The organism is Nocardioides sp. DN36, from assembly GCF_055380375.1.
Genome location: NZ_AP043823.1, coordinates 1,758,391 through 1,774,622, shown reverse-complemented (window position 1 = coordinate 1,774,622; position 16,232 = coordinate 1,758,391). Strand labels below are relative to the sequence as shown.

General features: G+C 67.2%; 14 protein-coding genes and 1 pseudogene. 10 read left to right on the top strand and 5 right to left on the bottom strand.

Annotation, left to right across the window (positions count from 1 at the left end; genetic code table 11):
- Positions 1–28 precede the first annotated feature (28 nt).
- The 9 genes and pseudogenes from ACZ43H_RS09495 (at position 29) to ACZ43H_RS09455 (ending at position 10,209) form a co-directional block, all read left to right on the top strand.
- On the top strand, positions 29–958 hold the full coding sequence (locus tag ACZ43H_RS09495; RefSeq protein WP_464589671.1) for an ABC transporter permease: 930 nt from the start codon (positions 29–31) through the stop codon (positions 956–958).
- Positions 959–1,047: 89 nt separating this feature from the next.
- Positions 1,048–2,796 (top strand): dipeptide/oligopeptide/nickel ABC transporter permease/ATP-binding protein, encoded by a 1,749-nt coding sequence (locus tag ACZ43H_RS09490; protein WP_464589669.1) that lies wholly within the window; start codon positions 1,048–1,050, stop codon positions 2,794–2,796.
- Between the two features lie 119 nt (positions 2,797–2,915).
- Positions 2,916–3,233 (top strand): annotated as a pseudogene (locus ACZ43H_RS09485) (ATP-binding cassette domain-containing protein); the annotation flags it as partial.
- Positions 3,207–3,734, top strand: a complete 528-nt coding sequence (locus ACZ43H_RS09480) for an oligopeptide/dipeptide ABC transporter ATP-binding protein (protein WP_464590783.1) — start codon at positions 3,207–3,209, stop codon at positions 3,732–3,734. The pseudogene ACZ43H_RS09485 and the gene ACZ43H_RS09480, both read left to right, overlap by 27 nt.
- 2 nt (positions 3,735–3,736) lie before the next feature.
- Positions 3,737–4,867: a pyridoxal phosphate-dependent aminotransferase gene (locus ACZ43H_RS09475; protein ID WP_464589667.1), complete on the top strand. Its 1,131-nt coding sequence runs from the start codon at positions 3,737–3,739 to the stop codon at positions 4,865–4,867.
- Entirely contained in the window at positions 4,864–6,999 is a 2,136-nt protein-coding gene (locus tag ACZ43H_RS09470; protein WP_464589665.1) for a hydantoinase/oxoprolinase family protein, read from the top strand. The genes ACZ43H_RS09475 and ACZ43H_RS09470 overlap by 4 nt, the downstream gene beginning before the upstream one ends.
- Complete coding sequence (locus tag ACZ43H_RS09465; RefSeq protein WP_464589663.1) at positions 6,996–8,744, top strand: hydantoinase B/oxoprolinase family protein; 1,749 nt, start codon at positions 6,996–6,998, stop codon at positions 8,742–8,744. Before ACZ43H_RS09470 ends, ACZ43H_RS09465 begins: the two co-directional genes overlap by 4 nt.
- On the top strand, positions 8,741–9,649 hold the full coding sequence (locus ACZ43H_RS09460; RefSeq protein ID WP_464589662.1) for a carbon-nitrogen hydrolase family protein: 909 nt from the start codon (positions 8,741–8,743) through the stop codon (positions 9,647–9,649). Before ACZ43H_RS09465 ends, ACZ43H_RS09460 begins: the two co-directional genes overlap by 4 nt.
- Entirely contained in the window at positions 9,646–10,209 is a 564-nt protein-coding gene (locus tag ACZ43H_RS09455) for a cysteine hydrolase family protein (protein ID WP_464589660.1), read from the top strand. The genes ACZ43H_RS09460 and ACZ43H_RS09455 overlap by 4 nt, the downstream gene beginning before the upstream one ends.
- Here the strand turns inward: ACZ43H_RS09455 and ACZ43H_RS09450 are convergent.
- The 3 genes from ACZ43H_RS09450 to ACZ43H_RS09440 all read right to left on the bottom strand — a co-directional run bounded on the left by ACZ43H_RS09450 (position 10,195) and on the right by ACZ43H_RS09440 (position 12,984).
- A complete protein-coding gene (locus ACZ43H_RS09450; RefSeq protein ID WP_464589658.1) occupies positions 10,195–10,944 on the bottom strand; it encodes a GntR family transcriptional regulator in 750 nt (249 codons plus the stop codon). The two genes, ACZ43H_RS09455 and ACZ43H_RS09450, sit on opposite strands and share 15 nt — an antisense overlap.
- Positions 10,945–10,999: 55 nt before the next feature.
- Entirely contained in the window at positions 11,000–11,806 is an 807-nt protein-coding gene (locus ACZ43H_RS09445) for an alpha/beta fold hydrolase (protein WP_464589656.1), read from the bottom strand.
- A gap of 272 nt (positions 11,807–12,078) precedes the next feature.
- A complete protein-coding gene (locus ACZ43H_RS09440) occupies positions 12,079–12,984 on the bottom strand; it encodes an alpha/beta hydrolase family protein (protein WP_464589654.1) in 906 nt (301 codons plus the stop codon).
- Positions 12,985–13,079: 95 nt separating this feature from the next.
- On the opposite strand from ACZ43H_RS09440, the gene ACZ43H_RS09435 reads away from it, so the two are divergent.
- Positions 13,080–13,652, top strand: a complete 573-nt coding sequence (locus tag ACZ43H_RS09435; protein ID WP_464589652.1) for a TetR/AcrR family transcriptional regulator — start codon at positions 13,080–13,082, stop codon at positions 13,650–13,652.
- A 639-nt stretch (positions 13,653–14,291) separates the two neighbouring features.
- On the opposite strand, the gene ACZ43H_RS09430 is transcribed toward ACZ43H_RS09435, so the two are convergent.
- Positions 14,292–14,984, bottom strand: coding sequence for a response regulator (locus ACZ43H_RS09430; RefSeq protein ID WP_464589651.1), 693 nt, complete (start codon positions 14,982–14,984; stop codon positions 14,292–14,294).
- Positions 14,972–16,051: a sensor histidine kinase gene (locus ACZ43H_RS09425; protein ID WP_464589649.1), complete on the bottom strand. Its 1,080-nt coding sequence runs from the start codon at positions 16,049–16,051 to the stop codon at positions 14,972–14,974. The genes ACZ43H_RS09430 and ACZ43H_RS09425 overlap by 13 nt, the downstream gene beginning before the upstream one ends.
- Between the last annotated feature and the right edge of the window lie 181 nt (positions 16,052–16,232).

Below are 16,232 nucleotides of genomic sequence, written 5' to 3'. Positions count from 1 at the left end.
CCCGCAGATGCGCGCTCTTCCTGACGCCGTGGGCCTGGTCGGCAGACTTGTCGCCAGGCTCGCCGGAGGACTACTCCTCTTGGCGACGGCAGCATTCATCCTGGTGCAGGCCATGCCGGGCGACCCGATCGTTCGCCTCCTCGGCGGCAACGCCTCGGAGGCAGACGCCGCGCGGGCCCGGTCAGCACTCGGCCTTGATACGCCACTATGGGAGCGATACCTGTCGTTCATCCAGGACGTGTTCACGCTTCACTTTGGGTCCTCCTTCACCGGCGAACCCGTGGGCTCCGTTCTAGGCGACCGGGCCCTGCACACGGCGACTCTCGCCGGAGCCAGCATGCTCGTAACCGCCGTTCTCAGCTTAGCCATCGGGCTCGGCGTGGCCGCAGCCACACAGGGCGAGCGTCACGCACCTGTGGCGCATGCCTTCACCAGCATCACCGGACTGCTGGCCGCTGTTCCAGCGTATGTGCTCGCCATGGGCCTCGTCGCAGTCTTCGCCGTGACGTTCACGATCTTCCCGGTGGCTGGCTCCGAAGGTCTGTCGTCCCTCGTCCTCCCCGTGCTCGCGTTGGCACTTCCCGCTACCGCCGTCCTGGCCCGCGTCGTGCGTGTCGAAACCCTTGGCGTGCTTGAGAGCGACTTCGTCCGGACCGCGAGGAGCAAGCAGATTCCGGCCTTCAGGATCTACATGCGGCACATCTTGCCCAACGTCATCACCGGCGCGCTCACCATCGGGGGCGTCATGTTCGGCTACCTGCTCGGAGGCAGTGTGATTGTCGAGAACGTCTTCCAGTGGCCCGGCCTGGGCACTGAGATGGTCAACTCCATCAACACCCGTGACTACCCGGTACTACAGGCCGCCATCATCTTCATCGGCATCGGCGTGCTCCTGGTGAACTCGTTGGTCGACTTGGCGCTCTTCGTCCTTGATCCGCGGATCCGGAGCGCACGATGAGCGGCGCCGAGGAATCTGGCGGGGGAGTGGGTCCCAGGCGCGGCCCTCTCACTGCACTCACCCGTACCGGGTCCGGGCGCCTGTCGCTCGTGCTGTTGGTCGTGCTCATCGCAGCAGTCGTTCTGTGCCCGGTTGTCTTCGCCGGGCAGGCTGCGCAGTCGGATCCCCTTCAGGCCCGTGCCGACCCCAGTTCGGCCCACCTGCTGGGCACAGACGACCTCGGCCGGGACGTGCTCGCCCGCGTGTTGTCCGCCACCAGGCTCACGATCCTCTTGGCGACCGGGTCGATTCTCCTCGCCGCAGTCCTTGGTTACGCTCTGGGGCTGGCGGCTGCCCTTGCCGGCGGTCGCCTCAAGCGAGCCTTCACCTTGGCGCTGAATCTGTGGCTCGCCTTTCCGCCCATCGTGGTGGCGCTCTTCGTCAGCACCGTCATGTCCCAGTCGACATCCAGTGCCGTCATCGCCATCGCGCTCGCCTACGCGCCGTTGTTCGCCCGCACGATGTTGAACCTCGCCTCTGGAGTCGTAGACCTCGACTACATACATGTCGCGAGGATGCTCGGGGTCGGCCCGGCCCGACGGCTGGTCCGACACATCGCACCCAATGTCGCCGGACCCTTGTGGATCCAGGTCACGACTGGCATCGGGGAAGCCATGGTCGCCCTCTCAGCGTTGAGCTTCCTCGGACTCGGTGTGCAACCGCCCTCCTATGACTGGGGAAGCCTGCTGGCCGAATACCTCGAGCGGATCTTCACCTCCCCGCTCGTCGTCCTCGGGCCCGCTCTGGCGATCACGCTCGTCGGCATTCTCCTCGCCTACGTCGGGGAAGCCGGCGCCTTGGCGATGGACCCGCGCCGGTGGACGTCCGGGGCGGCGCGCCGCCCCGGAAGGTCGCGAAGGTCACCCCAGCCAGGTGGCAAGCGTCGCCGACCCTCGTGGCGTGAGGGTCGGACAACCCTCACGGTCCACGACAAGGTTGCCGATGCCGCGTTGTTGGTGGTCGAGGGACTCGAGGTCCGATTCCCCTCCGGAGATGCTGAAGTGCATGCAGTGAAGGGAGTCTCCTTCGAGATCCGCCGCGGTGAGACTGTTGGCATCATAGGGGAGTCAGGCAGTGGCAAGAGCGTGACCGCCTCCGCCATCGCCCGACTTGTGCAGCGGCCCGGAGATGTCCGAGCCGACCGGCTCACGCTGAGCCAAGACGACCTGAGCGGGCCAATGAGCACGGAGCTGCGCCAGGTGCTGGGTACCCAGGTCGCGACCGTCTTCCAGAACCCGATGTCGGCTCTGACGCCCACGATGCGGATCGGTCCCCAGATGACGGAGGCAGTACGCCACCACCGCGGCTTGAGCAAGGCGCAGGCACGCGAACGCGCCCTCGAGGCGCTGGCCGAGGTCCAGATCACCGGTGGCCCGCGCGTTCTGAAGATGTATCCGCACCAGCTGTCCGGTGGGATGCGTCAGCGGGTCGTGATCGCGATGGGCCTGATGACCAGACCATCGCTGCTGATCGCCGACGAGCCGACCACAGCGCTCGACGTCACGATCCAGCAACAGATCCTCAGGCTTCTCAAGTCCCTCCAAACAGAGCACGACATGGCGACCTTGTTCATCTCCCACGACTTCGGAGTTGTGCGCGAGGTATGCGACCGAGTGCTGGTCATGCATGAGGGAGAGATCGTCGAGCGCCTCGACGTCGAGCGCCTCGACCAGGCAGCGCACCCCTACACGAAGTCATTGCTCGCAGCTGTCCCCCAGATGGACGCGCCACGGACGCGCGGCACTCTCGACGATAAGCCGAGCCGCGATCTGGTCGACACAGAAATGAGGAGTCGGTGAGCAGCCCGACGACGACCCTGCAAAGCAGCGCACTGACCGTTGAGGACCTCCACGTCAGTTTCGGCAGTGGGAAGCAGAGAGTGAGCGCGGTCCGTGGCGTCACGTTCGAACTGCACCCCGGCGAGACCTTGGGGCTCGTCGGCGAGTCGGGCTCAGGAAAGTCCACAGTGGCGCGAGCCGTCGCCGGCCTGGCGAAGCCCACCGCCGGCTCCGTCCGCAGGCCACCGGAATCTCGTCGCCGGGGCGTCCAGATGGTCTTCCAGGACCCGTTCTCCTCTCTGAACCCGCGCATGACGGTGCGGCAGACGTTCAAAGAGTCTCTGTCGCTGGTGCACAGTCACCGGTCGGTCGACGATGTCGCCGCCATGGTGCACCTCAGCCCAGAGCTGCTGGAGAAGTTCCCCCACGAGATGTCCGGCGGCCAGCGCCAGCGGGCCGCCATCGGGCGGGCCCTCGCCGTCGAGCCTGAGGTGTTGGTGATGGATGAGGTGACCGCGGCCCTTGACGTGTCCATCCAGGCCGCGATCCTGAGCGCGCTCGGCGAACTGCAAGAAGAACTCGGCTTCGCCGGTCTCTTCATCTCCCACGACCTCGCCGTCGTGCGACAGATGTGCGACGACGTGGCGGTCATGTACCTGGGTGAGTTCGTCGAACGCGCCGCGGCGTCCGAGCTGTTCGCCGCACCCCAGCACCCGTATACGCGGTCGCTGCTGGCCGCGATTCCGGGAGCTTCGCTGGAGTCGGCGAACGCTGGCGCGATCGGCGAGCCCGCTGACCCTGCCAACCCACCGTCGGGATGCCACTTTCACCCCAGGTGTCCGGTCGGGCCGAGCACACGACCGGACCGGCAAGTCTGCGTACGCGATGACCCAGGACCGGACGCCAAGACCCGGCTGCACTTGGCAGCCTGCCACTTCGCCGACGAGGCGACGTCATGAGAATGAGCGACCTGCCGAGGCTCCCAGCACTGGATTTGGCGGACCGCGCCGCCGCGCACCCGAGATCGATCCTGCCGATGTTGGGTGCCCCGATCGTGCCGATGCCCGAGCACGTGGTGGAGGCGGTCCGCCGCCAACAGTCACTGCGGCCGTTGCGGGAGTCCCGCGGCATTCCCGCGCTGCGGTCGGCGCTCGCGCAGATGCTCCGCGACCGCGACCACGTCCAGATCGACCCGGACACCGAACTCCTCGTCACCCATGGTGCAGGACACGGAATGAGTGTCGTGCTCGGCGCCTTCTGCGGCTCCGGCGACGAGGTCGTCGTGCCCGTCCCGACCTACTTCTTCGACGGCGCGATCGCACGGAGTGGAGCTCAACCGCGGTACGTCGCCTGCCGACCCGAAACCGGATGGGCCCTCGACCTCGAGGCGATCGAGAACGCCATCACTCCCCGCACCCGGGCGATCATCGTGTGCAATCCGGTGAATCCGACCGGACGTCTCCACGACGCGAGTGAGATCGATGCTCTGGTGCGGCTCGCTGAGCGGAACGGAGTCCTACTGATCTCTGATGAGTCCTTCAGCCACTACGTCTACGACGGCCCATTCGTGGCCGTCGCCTCTCGAGCAGCAGACCGGCGACACGTGGTCACGGTCCAAAGCCTGAGCAAGAACTACGCCTTCGCCGATTGGCGCGTGGGCTACGTCCACGCGGCACCGCAGTTGATCGAGGCTGTGCACCGCTGCTTCGAATGGGACGCGATCAACGTCGGATCCGTGCCACAAGCCGCCGCACTCGCCGCCATCACCGGACCGCAGCACTGGATCGACAGCCTCATCGCCCAATACCAAGCCAAACGCGACCTCATGATGGACCTGCTGGCATCGGCGGGGCTCAAGCCCGTGCAACCAGGCGCCGGCGCCGCCATCTTCACCCCACTCCCGTGCCCGGAACGGGGGCGCGCACTGGAGAACCTCCTCCTCGACCACGGCGTCGCCGCCCTGGCAGGAAGCTCGTTCCACGGGCCGGACGATCACGTCCGCCTCCTGTTCGGCGGCGAACACGCCGACCTCATCCAACTCGGGGCTGCGCTCGAGGCCGCTGTCCGCGCTGAGAAAGGAACCATCTCGTGAACCACGACCCGCACCCCAGCCCCCACGAGTCCGGCTGGCGACTCGGCGTCGACATCGGAGGAACGTTCACCGACGTCATCCTCCTCGGCCCCACCGGCGAGCTCCACACCGTCAAGGTGCTCTCGACGCCTCCCACCTTCGAACAGGGCGTCATCACTGCGCTCGAGGCGGCCTGCACCGAGGCAGGGTTGGCGCCGTCCGCGCTGTCCACGCTGCTCCACGGAACCACCGTCGCCACCAACGCGATCCTGGAGGAAGCCGGCGCCAGGACGGGCCTCCTCACGACGAGCGGATTCAAGGACGTCCTCGAGCTAGGCCGACTGCGGCGCCCCGCGCTCTACGACCTGCAGTGGGTCAAGCCCGAGCCGCTCGCCGCTCGCCACCTCCGCCTCGAGCTCGACCAGCGAATCGCAGCTGACGGTCGCGTCCTGACTCCCATCGACCCCTCCCAGGTAGAACGCGCCGTCGCCCGCCTGCTCGACGAGGAGGTCGAGGCGGTGGCCGTCTGCCTGATCAACTCCCACGCCAACCCCGACGAGGAGCGGCGGGTGGCCGACATGATCCGCACGCTCGCGCCCTCGCTGTACGTCACCGCCTCCGTCGACGTATCACCAGAGATGTACGAGTTCGAGCGGACGAGTACCGCCGTCGTGAACAGCTACGTCGGACCGGTCGTGCACGACTATGTCTCGCAGCTGGTGGAGAAGTGCCGTGACAGGGGCGTCGGCGCGGACCTGATGATCATGCAGTCCACAGGCGGGCTGCTCGAAGCGGACGTGGTAGTACGCCAGCCGGTCCAGATCATCGAGTCCGGGCCCGCGGCCGGTGTCATCGCGGTGCAGAACCTCAGCCGCGCCCTCGGGTTCGAGAACGTGGTCGCCTTCGACATGGGCGGCACCACAGCCAAGGCGTCCCTGCTCGAGAGCGGTGAGCCGTTCATCGCGGCCGACTACGAGGTCGGCGGCGGTATGAACGTCGCCCGCGGGCTCGGCAAGGGCGCCGGTTACGCGATCCGATTCCCCTCGATCGACATCGCCGAGGTCGGCGCCGGGGGTGGCAGCATCATCCACACTGACCCCGAAGGAGCCCTGCACGTCGGCCCCCAGAGCGCCCAGGCATTCCCAGGCCCGGCCTGTTACGGCCGCGGCGGCGACCGCGCGACGCTGACGGACGCAAACGTCGTGCTCGGCTACCTGAGCCCGGCCGGCCTCGCAGGCGGACGGGTCGAGATCTCAGCGGATCTCGCCGAAAAGGTGCTCACCGAGACCGGCGCCTCGTTCGGGATGGGTGCCCTGCACGCCGCCCGCGGCGCCTACCAGGTCGCGGTCAGCAACATGACCCAGGCCGTCAAGGCCGTGACGAGCGAGCGCGGCCGCGACCCCCGCGAGTCGGTCCTCGTGGCCTTCGGCGGTGCGGGGCCTCTCTACGGCGCGTACCTGGCCGAAGCACTCGGCATCTCGACCGTTGTGGTACCGCCCCACCCGGGCCTCTTCAGCAGCGTGGGTCTGCTCACGGCAGACATCGAGCGACAGCGCGTCCAGCCCTTCGGCGAGCACCACCAGGACCTCGGGACGTTGACCAGCGAAATCGGCGACATGGAGAAGGCCCTGGCCGACGAACTCGCCGTCCACCACACCGACCTCGCCGGGATGGAGATCTCCCGCTACCTCGACATGCGCTACCAGGGGCAACGGTTCGACCTGCGCGTGGCGCTCAGCGAGGGTCCGATCACCGCAACCTCTCTGGCGGCAGCGCGCAGCGACTTCCACGCCGAGCACAAGCGCACCTATGGCCGATCCGGTCCAGACGAGCTGGTCCAGATCGTCAACGTCCGGGTCGTCGCACGGATACCCGGTCCCGTCCAGATCCAGTCGGTCATGGCGCCATCGGTCAGCACCACCAACAGTGCAACCACAACCCGCTCCTGCTGGTTCGACGAGCACGTCGAGACCCCCGTCGTCTCGCGCGCCGCGGTCCGCGGTGAGGCGATGCCCGGCCCGGTCATCGTCGAGGACATGGACTCGACCGTCCTCGTTCCACCCGGCGCCACCTACCGGCGAGACGCCATGTCCAACATCATCATCGAATGGCCAGCACCCGCTGCGGAGCCGGCTGAGGGAGCGATCGCATGAGCACCACCACCCGTGTCATCAGCGACCCCGTTGCTTTTGAGGTCTTCAAGAACGCTATGGCGGGCCTGGCCGACGAGATGGCCATCACCATCCTGCGCACGGCACACTCTCAGATCGTCGCCGAAAGCATGGACTACTCCGCCGCGCTCTGCGATGCCAAGGGCCGCGTCGTCGCACAGGCGAACACCATCCCGGTCCACCTGGGCTCGGTGCCCGAAGCGATGGAGGCAATGCTGCGCGCGTTCGGCGAGGACCTGCACGACGGCGACGTGTACATCCTCAACGACCCGGATGACGGCGGCATGCATCTTCCGGACGTATTCGCAGTCATGCCGATCTTCGCCGGCAAGGACCTGGCAGGCTTCGCCGTCGCGGTGGCCAACCACGCCGACATCGGAGGATGGGCGCCCGGCTCGATGTCCGTGCAGTCCACCACGATCTTCGCCGAGGGTCTCCAGCTGCCTCCCACCCGGCTGGTCAGCCGTGGCCGGCTCGACGACGGCCTCATGCGGGTGATCTTGCGCAACGTCCGCGAACCCGACCTGTTCCGTGGCGACCTGGAATCGCAGCTCTCAGCTTGCAGCACAGGTGCTGACGGAATCCGAGCGTTGGTCGCCCAGCACGGGCTGGCCGGCTACAACTCCCTCAGCACCGAGCTCCTCGACTACTCCGAGAGCAGGCTGCGAAGCGCCCTCGCGGACGCCGTCGAGGGGACCTACTACTTCGAAGACCATCTCGATGACGACGGCCTCACTGACGAGCCCGTGACGTTCAAGGTCGCCGCGACGTTGTCCGAGGAGGGGTTGCACTTCGACTTCACAGGAACCTCAGGACAGGTCGGGTCGGCGCTCAACGCCACTGCGTCCTTCACGCGGTCGGCGTGCTACGCCGCCGTTCAGGCCGCTGCCGGAGGCGACGTCCCACCGAACAGTGGCATGTACCGCGCGATCTCATTCACCATTCCCGAGGCGTCGATTCTCCAGGGCCGACGGCCAGCGGCCCGTGGCGCGCGCGGACTCACCGGGCACCGCCTCATCGACGTCGCGCTGGGCGTGCTCGCCCAGGTCTTCCCCGGCCGCACCCCTGCCGGTGGAGATGGTGGGCCCAACTCGCTTGCCATCGGCCTCGTCGATGAAGACGGCACCTCCCGGGTTGTCTGGGACGTGATGTGCGGCGCATGGGGCGCCCGTTCCGACAAGGACGGCATCGACGGGTGCAGCCCCTTGGGGGCGAACCTCGCCAACACTCCAGTCGAGGAGCTCGAGAAGTCTGGCCTGGTACGCGTGGAGGGCTACGGTCTGCTGCCCGACACCGGCGGAGCAGGAAAGTTCCGCGGTGGCCTGTCCACGTTCCGCGACATCCGGCTCCTGGGGCCAGAGGCGCACTTGCAGGTGCGCTCGGACCGGCGGCGCTTTACCTCCTACGGGCTCGAACACGGCTCGAGCGGTGCGCCCTCGCTCAACCTCCTCATCGATGAGGCTGGAAACGAGGAACTCCTCCCGACCAAGCCGAACCAGCCGATGCGCTCCGGATGGGTACACCGCCACATCACCGCGGGCGGCGGGGGCTACGGTCACCCCTTCGATCGCGACCCGGTGCTTGTGCTCAAGGACGTCATCGCCGGGAAGGTGTCGCGTGCCGTGGCCGAAAGGGACTACGGCGTCTCCATCAAGGACGGGCGATCGATCGACCTCGAGCGCACCGAGATGCTCAGACGCGACCGCCAGGCCGGAGCGGGACGATGACCTTCCCGAGTCTCCAGCAGCCCGAGAACACGACTGCTGGGCGAACGCTGCGTGTCAGCATGGTGCAGACGGCGTTCACCCCCGCCACGTCCGGGCACGACCCGCGCGACGAGAACCTGGCCCATGCGCTCGAAGGAATTCGGTCAGCAGCGGACGACGGAGCTGAGCTCATCGTCATCGGGGAGCTGTTCCTTCAGGGGCCCGGCGGGTCGCAGTGGGCGTCGTACTACTCGACTCGGCTCGACGGATCCGACGACCACGTTCGCGAGCTCGAGCGAGCCGCAGCCGAGCTCGGCGTCCACATCGCCATGGGGTGCACCTCGTTCGGCAGCCCGTACGACGTCCACAACTCAGCCCTCGTCGTCACACCCGACCGTGGGCTCGTCGGTACGTACCACAAGGCTCACCTTGCCAGCTTCCCGTACGCCCGGGGCGTCTCGAACGAGCAGTCCTACTACTCGCCGGGGCGAGCCCTGAGTCCGATCGACACCTCGCTCGGGCGACTCGGCGTCCACATCTGTTACGACATTTTCTTCCCCGAGGTCGCCCGCACCCAGGCCCTCATGGGCGCCGACCTGCTGGTGAACCTCGCGGCCGCGGGCGAGGGGTTCGAGCACTACTGGGACCACCTGACTTGGGCACGAGCCACCGAGAACGGCTTGTGGTACCTGCTCTGCTCCGTTGTCGGAGACTCGCCGGAGCGCGGATACTTCGGCGGCTCGAGAATCGTCGCTCCTGACGGGACCGTCGTCGCCCGTGCCAAGGACGGCGTCGAAGACATCATCACCGCCACCATCGACCTGGGGGAGACTTCACGCATGCGCTCGCAGATCCACATGTTCTCCCAGCGACAACCGGGCATCTACCGGGTCGACGCCGACCCAGCGGCCAGGAGCAACTCGTGACCTCCGGCCTGCTCGTTGCGGACGTGCAAGCGGGCATCACGCGCGCCTTCGAGTTCTGCCAGCCGATGCTCCCGACACTCGTCGACGTCGTGGATCAAGCGCGCCAGGCGGAGATCGAGGTGCTCTTCGCCGTGTGCGCCATGAGACCCTCAGGCGCAGACCAGTCGCCGAGAAACCACGTCATGGCCCCGTTCTTCGCACTCGCTGATGTCTTCCACGAAGGCGGACCGGGTCCCGAGGTCGACCCCCGGTTGAGGAGACGCGAGACCGAACCTGTCATCACCAAGCGACGGGTCAGCGCGTTTCAGTCCAGCGAGCTGGACCTTGTCCTCCGGTCGCGCGGAGTGACCGAACTGGCCATTGCCGGCATCGCGACCAGTGCCGTCGTGCTCGCCTCCGCGCTCGATGCGGTCGACCTCGACTACGGGGTCACCGTGCTCAGCGACTGCTGTGCGGACCCCGATTCGGACGTCCACGAATTTCTGCTCTCACGGGTGTTCCCTGGCCGTGGCGTAGCAGTCTCATCCGGAGGAAGTTGGCTCCGGTCAGCGGCCGAGTGAGATGCTCGCGTTGGTCAGCGAGGGGCTGCTGATCAGCGCCTCGATGATCTCGCTCTGTGCCTCGCGAGTTCGTTGCAAGGTGAGCTGGTACGCGGCGGTGGGGTCGCCCTCGGCGATCGCGTTCACGATGGCGATCCGTTGGCCCGCGCGGCCCTCCGACCATGGCAGGTCACCCAAGGACAACCGCAGGACCCGCTCGAGATCGTTGAGAACGCCAACGAGCGAGGCTGCTAGTCGATCGTTGCCGCAGCAATTCGCGATGATGGACTGGAACTCGAAGTGGTCCCTGAGGTACTTCTCCACCCCGGCACGATCCGACGGGTACCGTTTCGCCAGTTCATGCTCCGACAGCTCGCCCAGGCGCGCGAGCATCGGCGCCGGAAGCGACCGTGCAGCCGCCATTTCAGCAGCCTTTGGCTCGATGATGGAGCGAAAGACGCAGAGGTCCTTGGTTGTGTTCAAGGTGACTGGTCGCACCAGATAGCCCGCACGCGGAATGGTCTCGACCAAGCCGTCATGGTGGAGTCGGACCAGGGCTTCCCGGACGGGGGTCTTGCTGACACCGAGCTGGTCGGCCAGTTTCGTCTCCGTGAAGGTTCCACCGGGCGTCAGTTCCAGTTCGATGATCTGCCGGCGGATCTTCTGGTATGCGAGCTCAGTCTGGTTGGACGTCGGCGAGCCTTCAGTGAATATGGCCGGTAGGTGAGGGAGAGAGGCGAGGTCGTACTCGAGCACTCGACCGTTCGCCGCGGAGGTCCCGTTGTCGGTGGCACGTCTGGGCATCGGCTGATCACGCAGACTCGAGGAACTCGGTGAGGATCCGGTTGTACTTCTCCGGGTTCTCCCAGTACATCGCGTGCCCTCCGCCCTCGTGCTCCTCGAAGATGACGATATCCGACTGTGGGATCGCCTCGTGGATGCGGACCATGTTCTGCCACGGATTCTTGCTCGCTCGTCCTCCGATGATCAGCGCAGGGACATCGATCAGGGGGACAGCGTCCCACCAGTCGCCATAGAGCGCCCAGCGAAGCAGCTTCGCGTGCGCGAGCGTCGGCATCTTCAACGTTTCTTCCACGAAGAAGTCGCGGGTCGCTTGATCGGCGGCCTCGCTCAAGAACTGGTCGCTGAAGCCACGTCGGTACTCGTCGCCGTCGGGCCCCTCCATCCGCTTGAGCACCTCGGCGGCCTCGTCCTCGCTGACGGCCCCGTCCGCCACGCACGCCGGTGCGTCGTCGGAGAGGACGACACGAGCGATTCCGGCACCGTCGTAGATCTCCCAATAGGTGAGGACGATCTTGCAGGCCGCGGAGTGGCCAAGGACCGTGAGCCGGTCGACCGCGAGGTGCGTCAGGAACTCATGAAGGTCACGAGCGAGGGTGGGGAAGTCGTAGCCCCGGGGCGGTGCGTCGGACTCGCCGTGGCCACGCGGGTCCAGGGCTATGACGCGGAAGCGGTCCCTGAGTCCGTCAACCTGCTTTTCGAACTTCGCGACCGAGCTGCTCAGTCCCGGCAGGATCAGGATCGCGGGGCCAGCTCCCTCGTCGATGTAGCGCAGAACTGTGCCGTCCCGAAGCGTGATCTCTGAGCGCTGGTACATTGAGATTCCATTTCCCTAGGGTGAGATATCACTCTAGCCAGCGGCCCACGGTTGGCCAAGAAGTTCCCGGTGGACCCGCCCGAGCGCGGGAGGGCCGTCACGACCATGGCCGTTCTAACGGTCGTACGCCGGACGTTCTGCTTGCACCGTGTGGCGGACGGCCGACTGGTCGTCCGCCGCGCGGGGTTCTGTCGTCGGTCGGCGTGGCGACGGAGGGTTGCCCCGGCCCGACTGCCGAGCGAGGCGGTCGGGCCGGGGGAAGGGCTCGAAGGTCATCCCTTGTGCGCGAACGAGGCCTTTCGTTCGGACGCGACCTCATTCCTGAACGTTGACCAGACATGGGTGTCCACGTCGAGAGCCTCGAGGAGGTAGGCGCCGACGGCGTCGGCTACGAGTGCGACGCGGGCTGGGTCGGTGTCGGTCGTCTCGCTCACGGCTTCTCCGGCGATGCCGCCGAGCGTGTGCTCCCCGTCGGGGAGCACCATCAGGCTCTTCGGCCCGGGGCTGAGCTCGTAGGCGTCGAGGAACCAGTCGGGTCCTCGCGTCGACATCTTCGACTGGTCCTTGTCGCCGGCGATGACGAGAGCCGGGGTGGTCATGGTGGTGTAGTCCGGCTTCATGAACGACAGGTGCTCCTGGGCGAAGGGCGTCAGGGAGTCGCCGGTGCCGGTCGCTGCGATGAGGACGCCGGCGCCGATGCCCTTGCGGGAGAGGTCCTCCTCCGCCTGGCCGGCCGCGTCGAAGACGCGAGCACCCAGGAGGGCGCCGACCGTCTGGGCTCCCCAGGAGTGGCCCACGAGCGCCACTCGCGACAGGTCGGCCCGGTCGGCGAGGCCCGCTTCGTCGACGGCATGGCCCAGGTGGTCGAGCACGGCGTGGAGGTCGGCGATACGAACCCGCCAGATGGTCTGGAACCTGGGATCGTCGAACCCGATCCCGTGGCGACGCGAGTCGAGGTGGGTGGGCTGGACGACGACGAACCCTGCGGCTGCCCACCGGTCGACGAGCGGCTCGTAGCCGTCCATCGACCAGGCGTTGCCGTGCGAGAACACGATGACGGGCAGGGCGTTGCCCTGTCTGGGTGCGGTGACCTTCACCTGCAGGTCTGCGTCGCGTCCGTCGAAGGGAACGGTGATCGGCTTGACCGCGATCGTCTGCTGCTGTCCGGGAGTCGGCATGAGTCGGCTTTCTGTTCAGGAGGACGTACCGCATACTTGACGGAACGTCGTTCCGCCACATTAGCGGAACAGTGTTCCGCGAACAAAGGTGAGCCGTGTCACGACATGTAGGGGCCCGCGAGGCCGGCGCCCGACGTACCCGTGAGACACTCCTGGATGCCGCGGCCCAGGTGTTCGTGGAGCGGGGCGTGCAGGCCCCCATCCGGGACATCGCGGGGCGGGCCGGATTGGGTGTCGGCACCGTGTACCGACATTTCCCGGACAGGGCCCAGCTCGTCATCGCCGTCTACCGTCATCAGATCGACGAGTGCGTCGCCCTCGCCGAGGAGCTGGAGGACTCGTCCGAGCCGGGGAAGGCTCTCGAGCAGTGGGTCAGCGCCTTCGTGGAGTTCCTCGTCACCAAGCACGGCCTCGGCGTGGCGCTGCAGTCGGACGACGCCAGCTTTCAAGGCCTGCATGCCCTCATGCTCGACAAGTTGGTCCCGGCGTGCGCGTGCTTGGTCGAGGCCGCCGTGGCGCACGACGAGCTGGACCCAGGAGTGACTGCCTACGCCCTGATGCGCGCGGTGGGCAACCTCTGCATCCTGGGACCCGGCTACGGGCGCGAGGACGCCCGGGCCATGGTGTTCCGGCTACTGGCCGGTTGCCGTCGGACGGACGGTTCATAGTTCAAGCCCAAGCCACGCAGGGGCTCGCGGCGGAATGCGCACATCCGAGCGACGAGGGCGTCATCGCCGCGCGTTCCTCGCCGCGCCAGACCCTCCGGTGTCCGCGGGTGGATTGGCAGAGCGATCCTGCTGGGTTCAGCGTCATCGGCAGCTGGACCGTGGGACTGCGGGCCGGTCCACTCGCCGGATCGTCACCTCTCGCGTCTTATTCGCGGGCGTCCACGGCTCCACCGACCCTGACACACCCTGTGGTAGCTCGACCCTTGGGCGTGGGGCCCAGGAACACCTGCGCCGGCGGTGACGCGACTGCCAGCGCCGGCGCACGTGAGAGCCTCGCCAATGCATCTCCTGAGTGGCACCTCCGCGGCGGTGACGCGAGCGTCGGGCGACCGTCCTCCAAGGGATGGCCGGGCTGGCGCTGCCCCCATAAGGCCGTCCTCCGGCCGCTGGCCCCCGTTTCACGCTCCATGCTTCCGCGGTCAGAGGAGGGAGCCATGACCGCTCCGCGCAAGGACCACCAAGGCAAGCCACCCGGACAGTGGTTGGCGAAGGCGGAGGATCCGCCCGCGATGTTGCCGCAGTCCGGCCTCCGCCGAGCAACCACATCCGGCCGCCGCGACGACATCGAGTGCTGTCAGATCACGCCTTGCCCGCGTCGTGCACGCAGATCGCCACCTGGACGCGGTTGACGACGTCCAACTTGTCGAACAATTGGGCGACGTGACCCTTCACCGTGGTGACCGAAAGGTGGAACTCCGTCGCGATCTCGCTGTTGCTGAGGCCGCGCCCGACCGCGAAGGCGACTTCCCGCTCGCGGTCGGTGAGCGCGGCGAGTCGGCGCTGTGCCTCACGCGCCCTTTCTGCCGTGTCGTTGTCTCTCAGGCGGGCGAGGATGGCACGCCTCACGGACGGTGACAGCATGGGCTCGTCGTCCGCGACGCGTCGGATGGCATCAACGATGCCGGGCGGCGGCGTGTCTTTGAGCAGGAACCCCTCTGCTCCGGCACTCAGGGCCTCGATGATGTGGGCGTCGGCGTCGAACGTGGTCAGCACGATGACTCGGGGCGCTCGTGGGCGCGCCAGCATCGCCCTTGTCGCCTGGAGGCCGTCCAGACGCGGCATCCGGATGTCCATCAAGACCACGTCGGGTCGCAGCGACTCGGCCTTCCTAACCGCGTCGCGGCCGTCGGCGGCCTCGCCAACGACGTCGATGTCGTCCGCGCCGCCCAACATCATGCTGAGCCCTGCCCGGACCATACCGTCATCGTCGACGACAAGGACCTTGATGGGCGGCTTGTTCAGGGCAAGATCAGGGTCGGTCACTGTGTCCATGGAACCCACGTCCTCACCACGAAATCGCCCCCCTCGCGACCGTACTCAAGTCGGCCTCCGCTCAGCTGAGCCCGCTCGAGCAGTCCCACCAGACCCAGCTCTGCGCCGGGAGTGGACGATCGCCCGAAGCCCAAGGCGTTGCGTACGACGACCGTGATGCCCTGCTTAACGGTGCCGGAGACCTCGATCTCGACATCGGCTCCCGGGGCGTGCTTGCCTGCGTTGGTCAGTCCTTCCTGGATGATCCTGTAGATCGTGCGACCTACACCCTCGGGCACTCCGGCGTCTGATATGTGGTCGACCCACGTGACGCGCATACCGGACCGACGAGACTCCTCGATCAGGCCGGCGAGATCGGTGTACGCGGGCTGGGGAAGCATTTCCAGCTCGCCGGCTTCATTGCGCAGCACCCCGAGCACGGCGCGCAGGTCGGTCAGGGCCAGGTGTGCCGACTCGCGGATCACGCCGGCGGTCTCCCGCATCTCGTCGCAGCTGAGGTCGTTCCGGTAGTTCAAGGCGCCAGCTCGAACGGCGATGCGGGAGATGCGGTGAGCAAGGACGTCATGCATCTCGCGGGCGATGCGGGTCCGTTCCTCGAGCCGGGACTGCGCGGCGCGCAGATCGCGCTCGCTCTCGGCCGCCTCAGCGCGACAACGCAGACTCCACAGCAGCTCGCGGCGCGACCCGATGTACATGCCCCAGGCCAGCGCTGCGGCGATGAGCGCGGCGTTGAGGAACGTGACGAGCCACCAGGGATCTGCTCGGGCCGACGGGTGGAGGTGCGTGAAGATCTCGCCTCCGACGACAGCGAGGGACCCGACCACGAGCATCGGCTGCCACCGACGACCAGTCGCGAGTGACACGGTCGCCAGGATGGCGGGGCCGGCAGCGAGTGACGTCAATGCCGCCAACGCTGTCGTTCCCACTGCGACCGTGACGGGCCAGCGCCGGCGGAGCGCCACGAGCGCGAACGCCGCTATCCCGAGCGCCACGTCGGCGACCCTGTCGATCGCCGAACGGTCCGCGACGTCCGTGAACCATGACACCAGGCTGAACGCGAGGGCCACCAAGAGTCGCCACTGCCCTCGCCACCCCAGGCGTCCAGCGGTTCTGGCACCCACCTTGGGAACCACAGGACCAGAGGTCACCGTGGCGCGGGTCATGAACGCGCCCCGTGCCGTGGGATTACACCGACCCGGCGCTCGCAACCGGGAAGCCCAAGACACGACATGGCCTGCATCATCTGGT

What these genes read in the sequence shown, in the direction of transcription:
- ACZ43H_RS09460 (WP_464589662.1), top strand. Translation starts at nt 8,741, where the DNA reads ATGACCTTCCCGAGTCTCCAGCAGCCCGAGAACACGACTGCTGGGCGA.
- ACZ43H_RS09465 (WP_464589663.1), top strand. Translation starts at nt 6,996, where the DNA reads ATGAGCACCACCACCCGTGTCATCAGCGACCCCGTTGCTTTTGAGGTC.
- ACZ43H_RS09440 (WP_464589654.1), bottom strand. Translation starts at nt 12,984, where the DNA reads ATGCCGACTCCCGGACAGCAGCAGACGATCGCGGTCAAGCCGATCACC.
- ACZ43H_RS09445 (WP_464589656.1), bottom strand. Translation starts at nt 11,806, where the DNA reads ATGTACCAGCGCTCAGAGATCACGCTTCGGGACGGCACAGTTCTGCGC.
- ACZ43H_RS09475 (WP_464589667.1), top strand. Translation starts at nt 3,737, where the DNA reads ATGAGCGACCTGCCGAGGCTCCCAGCACTGGATTTGGCGGACCGCGCC.
- ACZ43H_RS09430 (WP_464589651.1), bottom strand. Translation starts at nt 14,984, where the DNA reads ATGGACACAGTGACCGACCCTGATCTTGCCCTGAACAAGCCGCCCATC.
- ACZ43H_RS09480 (WP_464590783.1), top strand. Translation starts at nt 3,207, where the DNA reads ATGTCCGGCGGCCAGCGCCAGCGGGCCGCCATCGGGCGGGCCCTCGCC.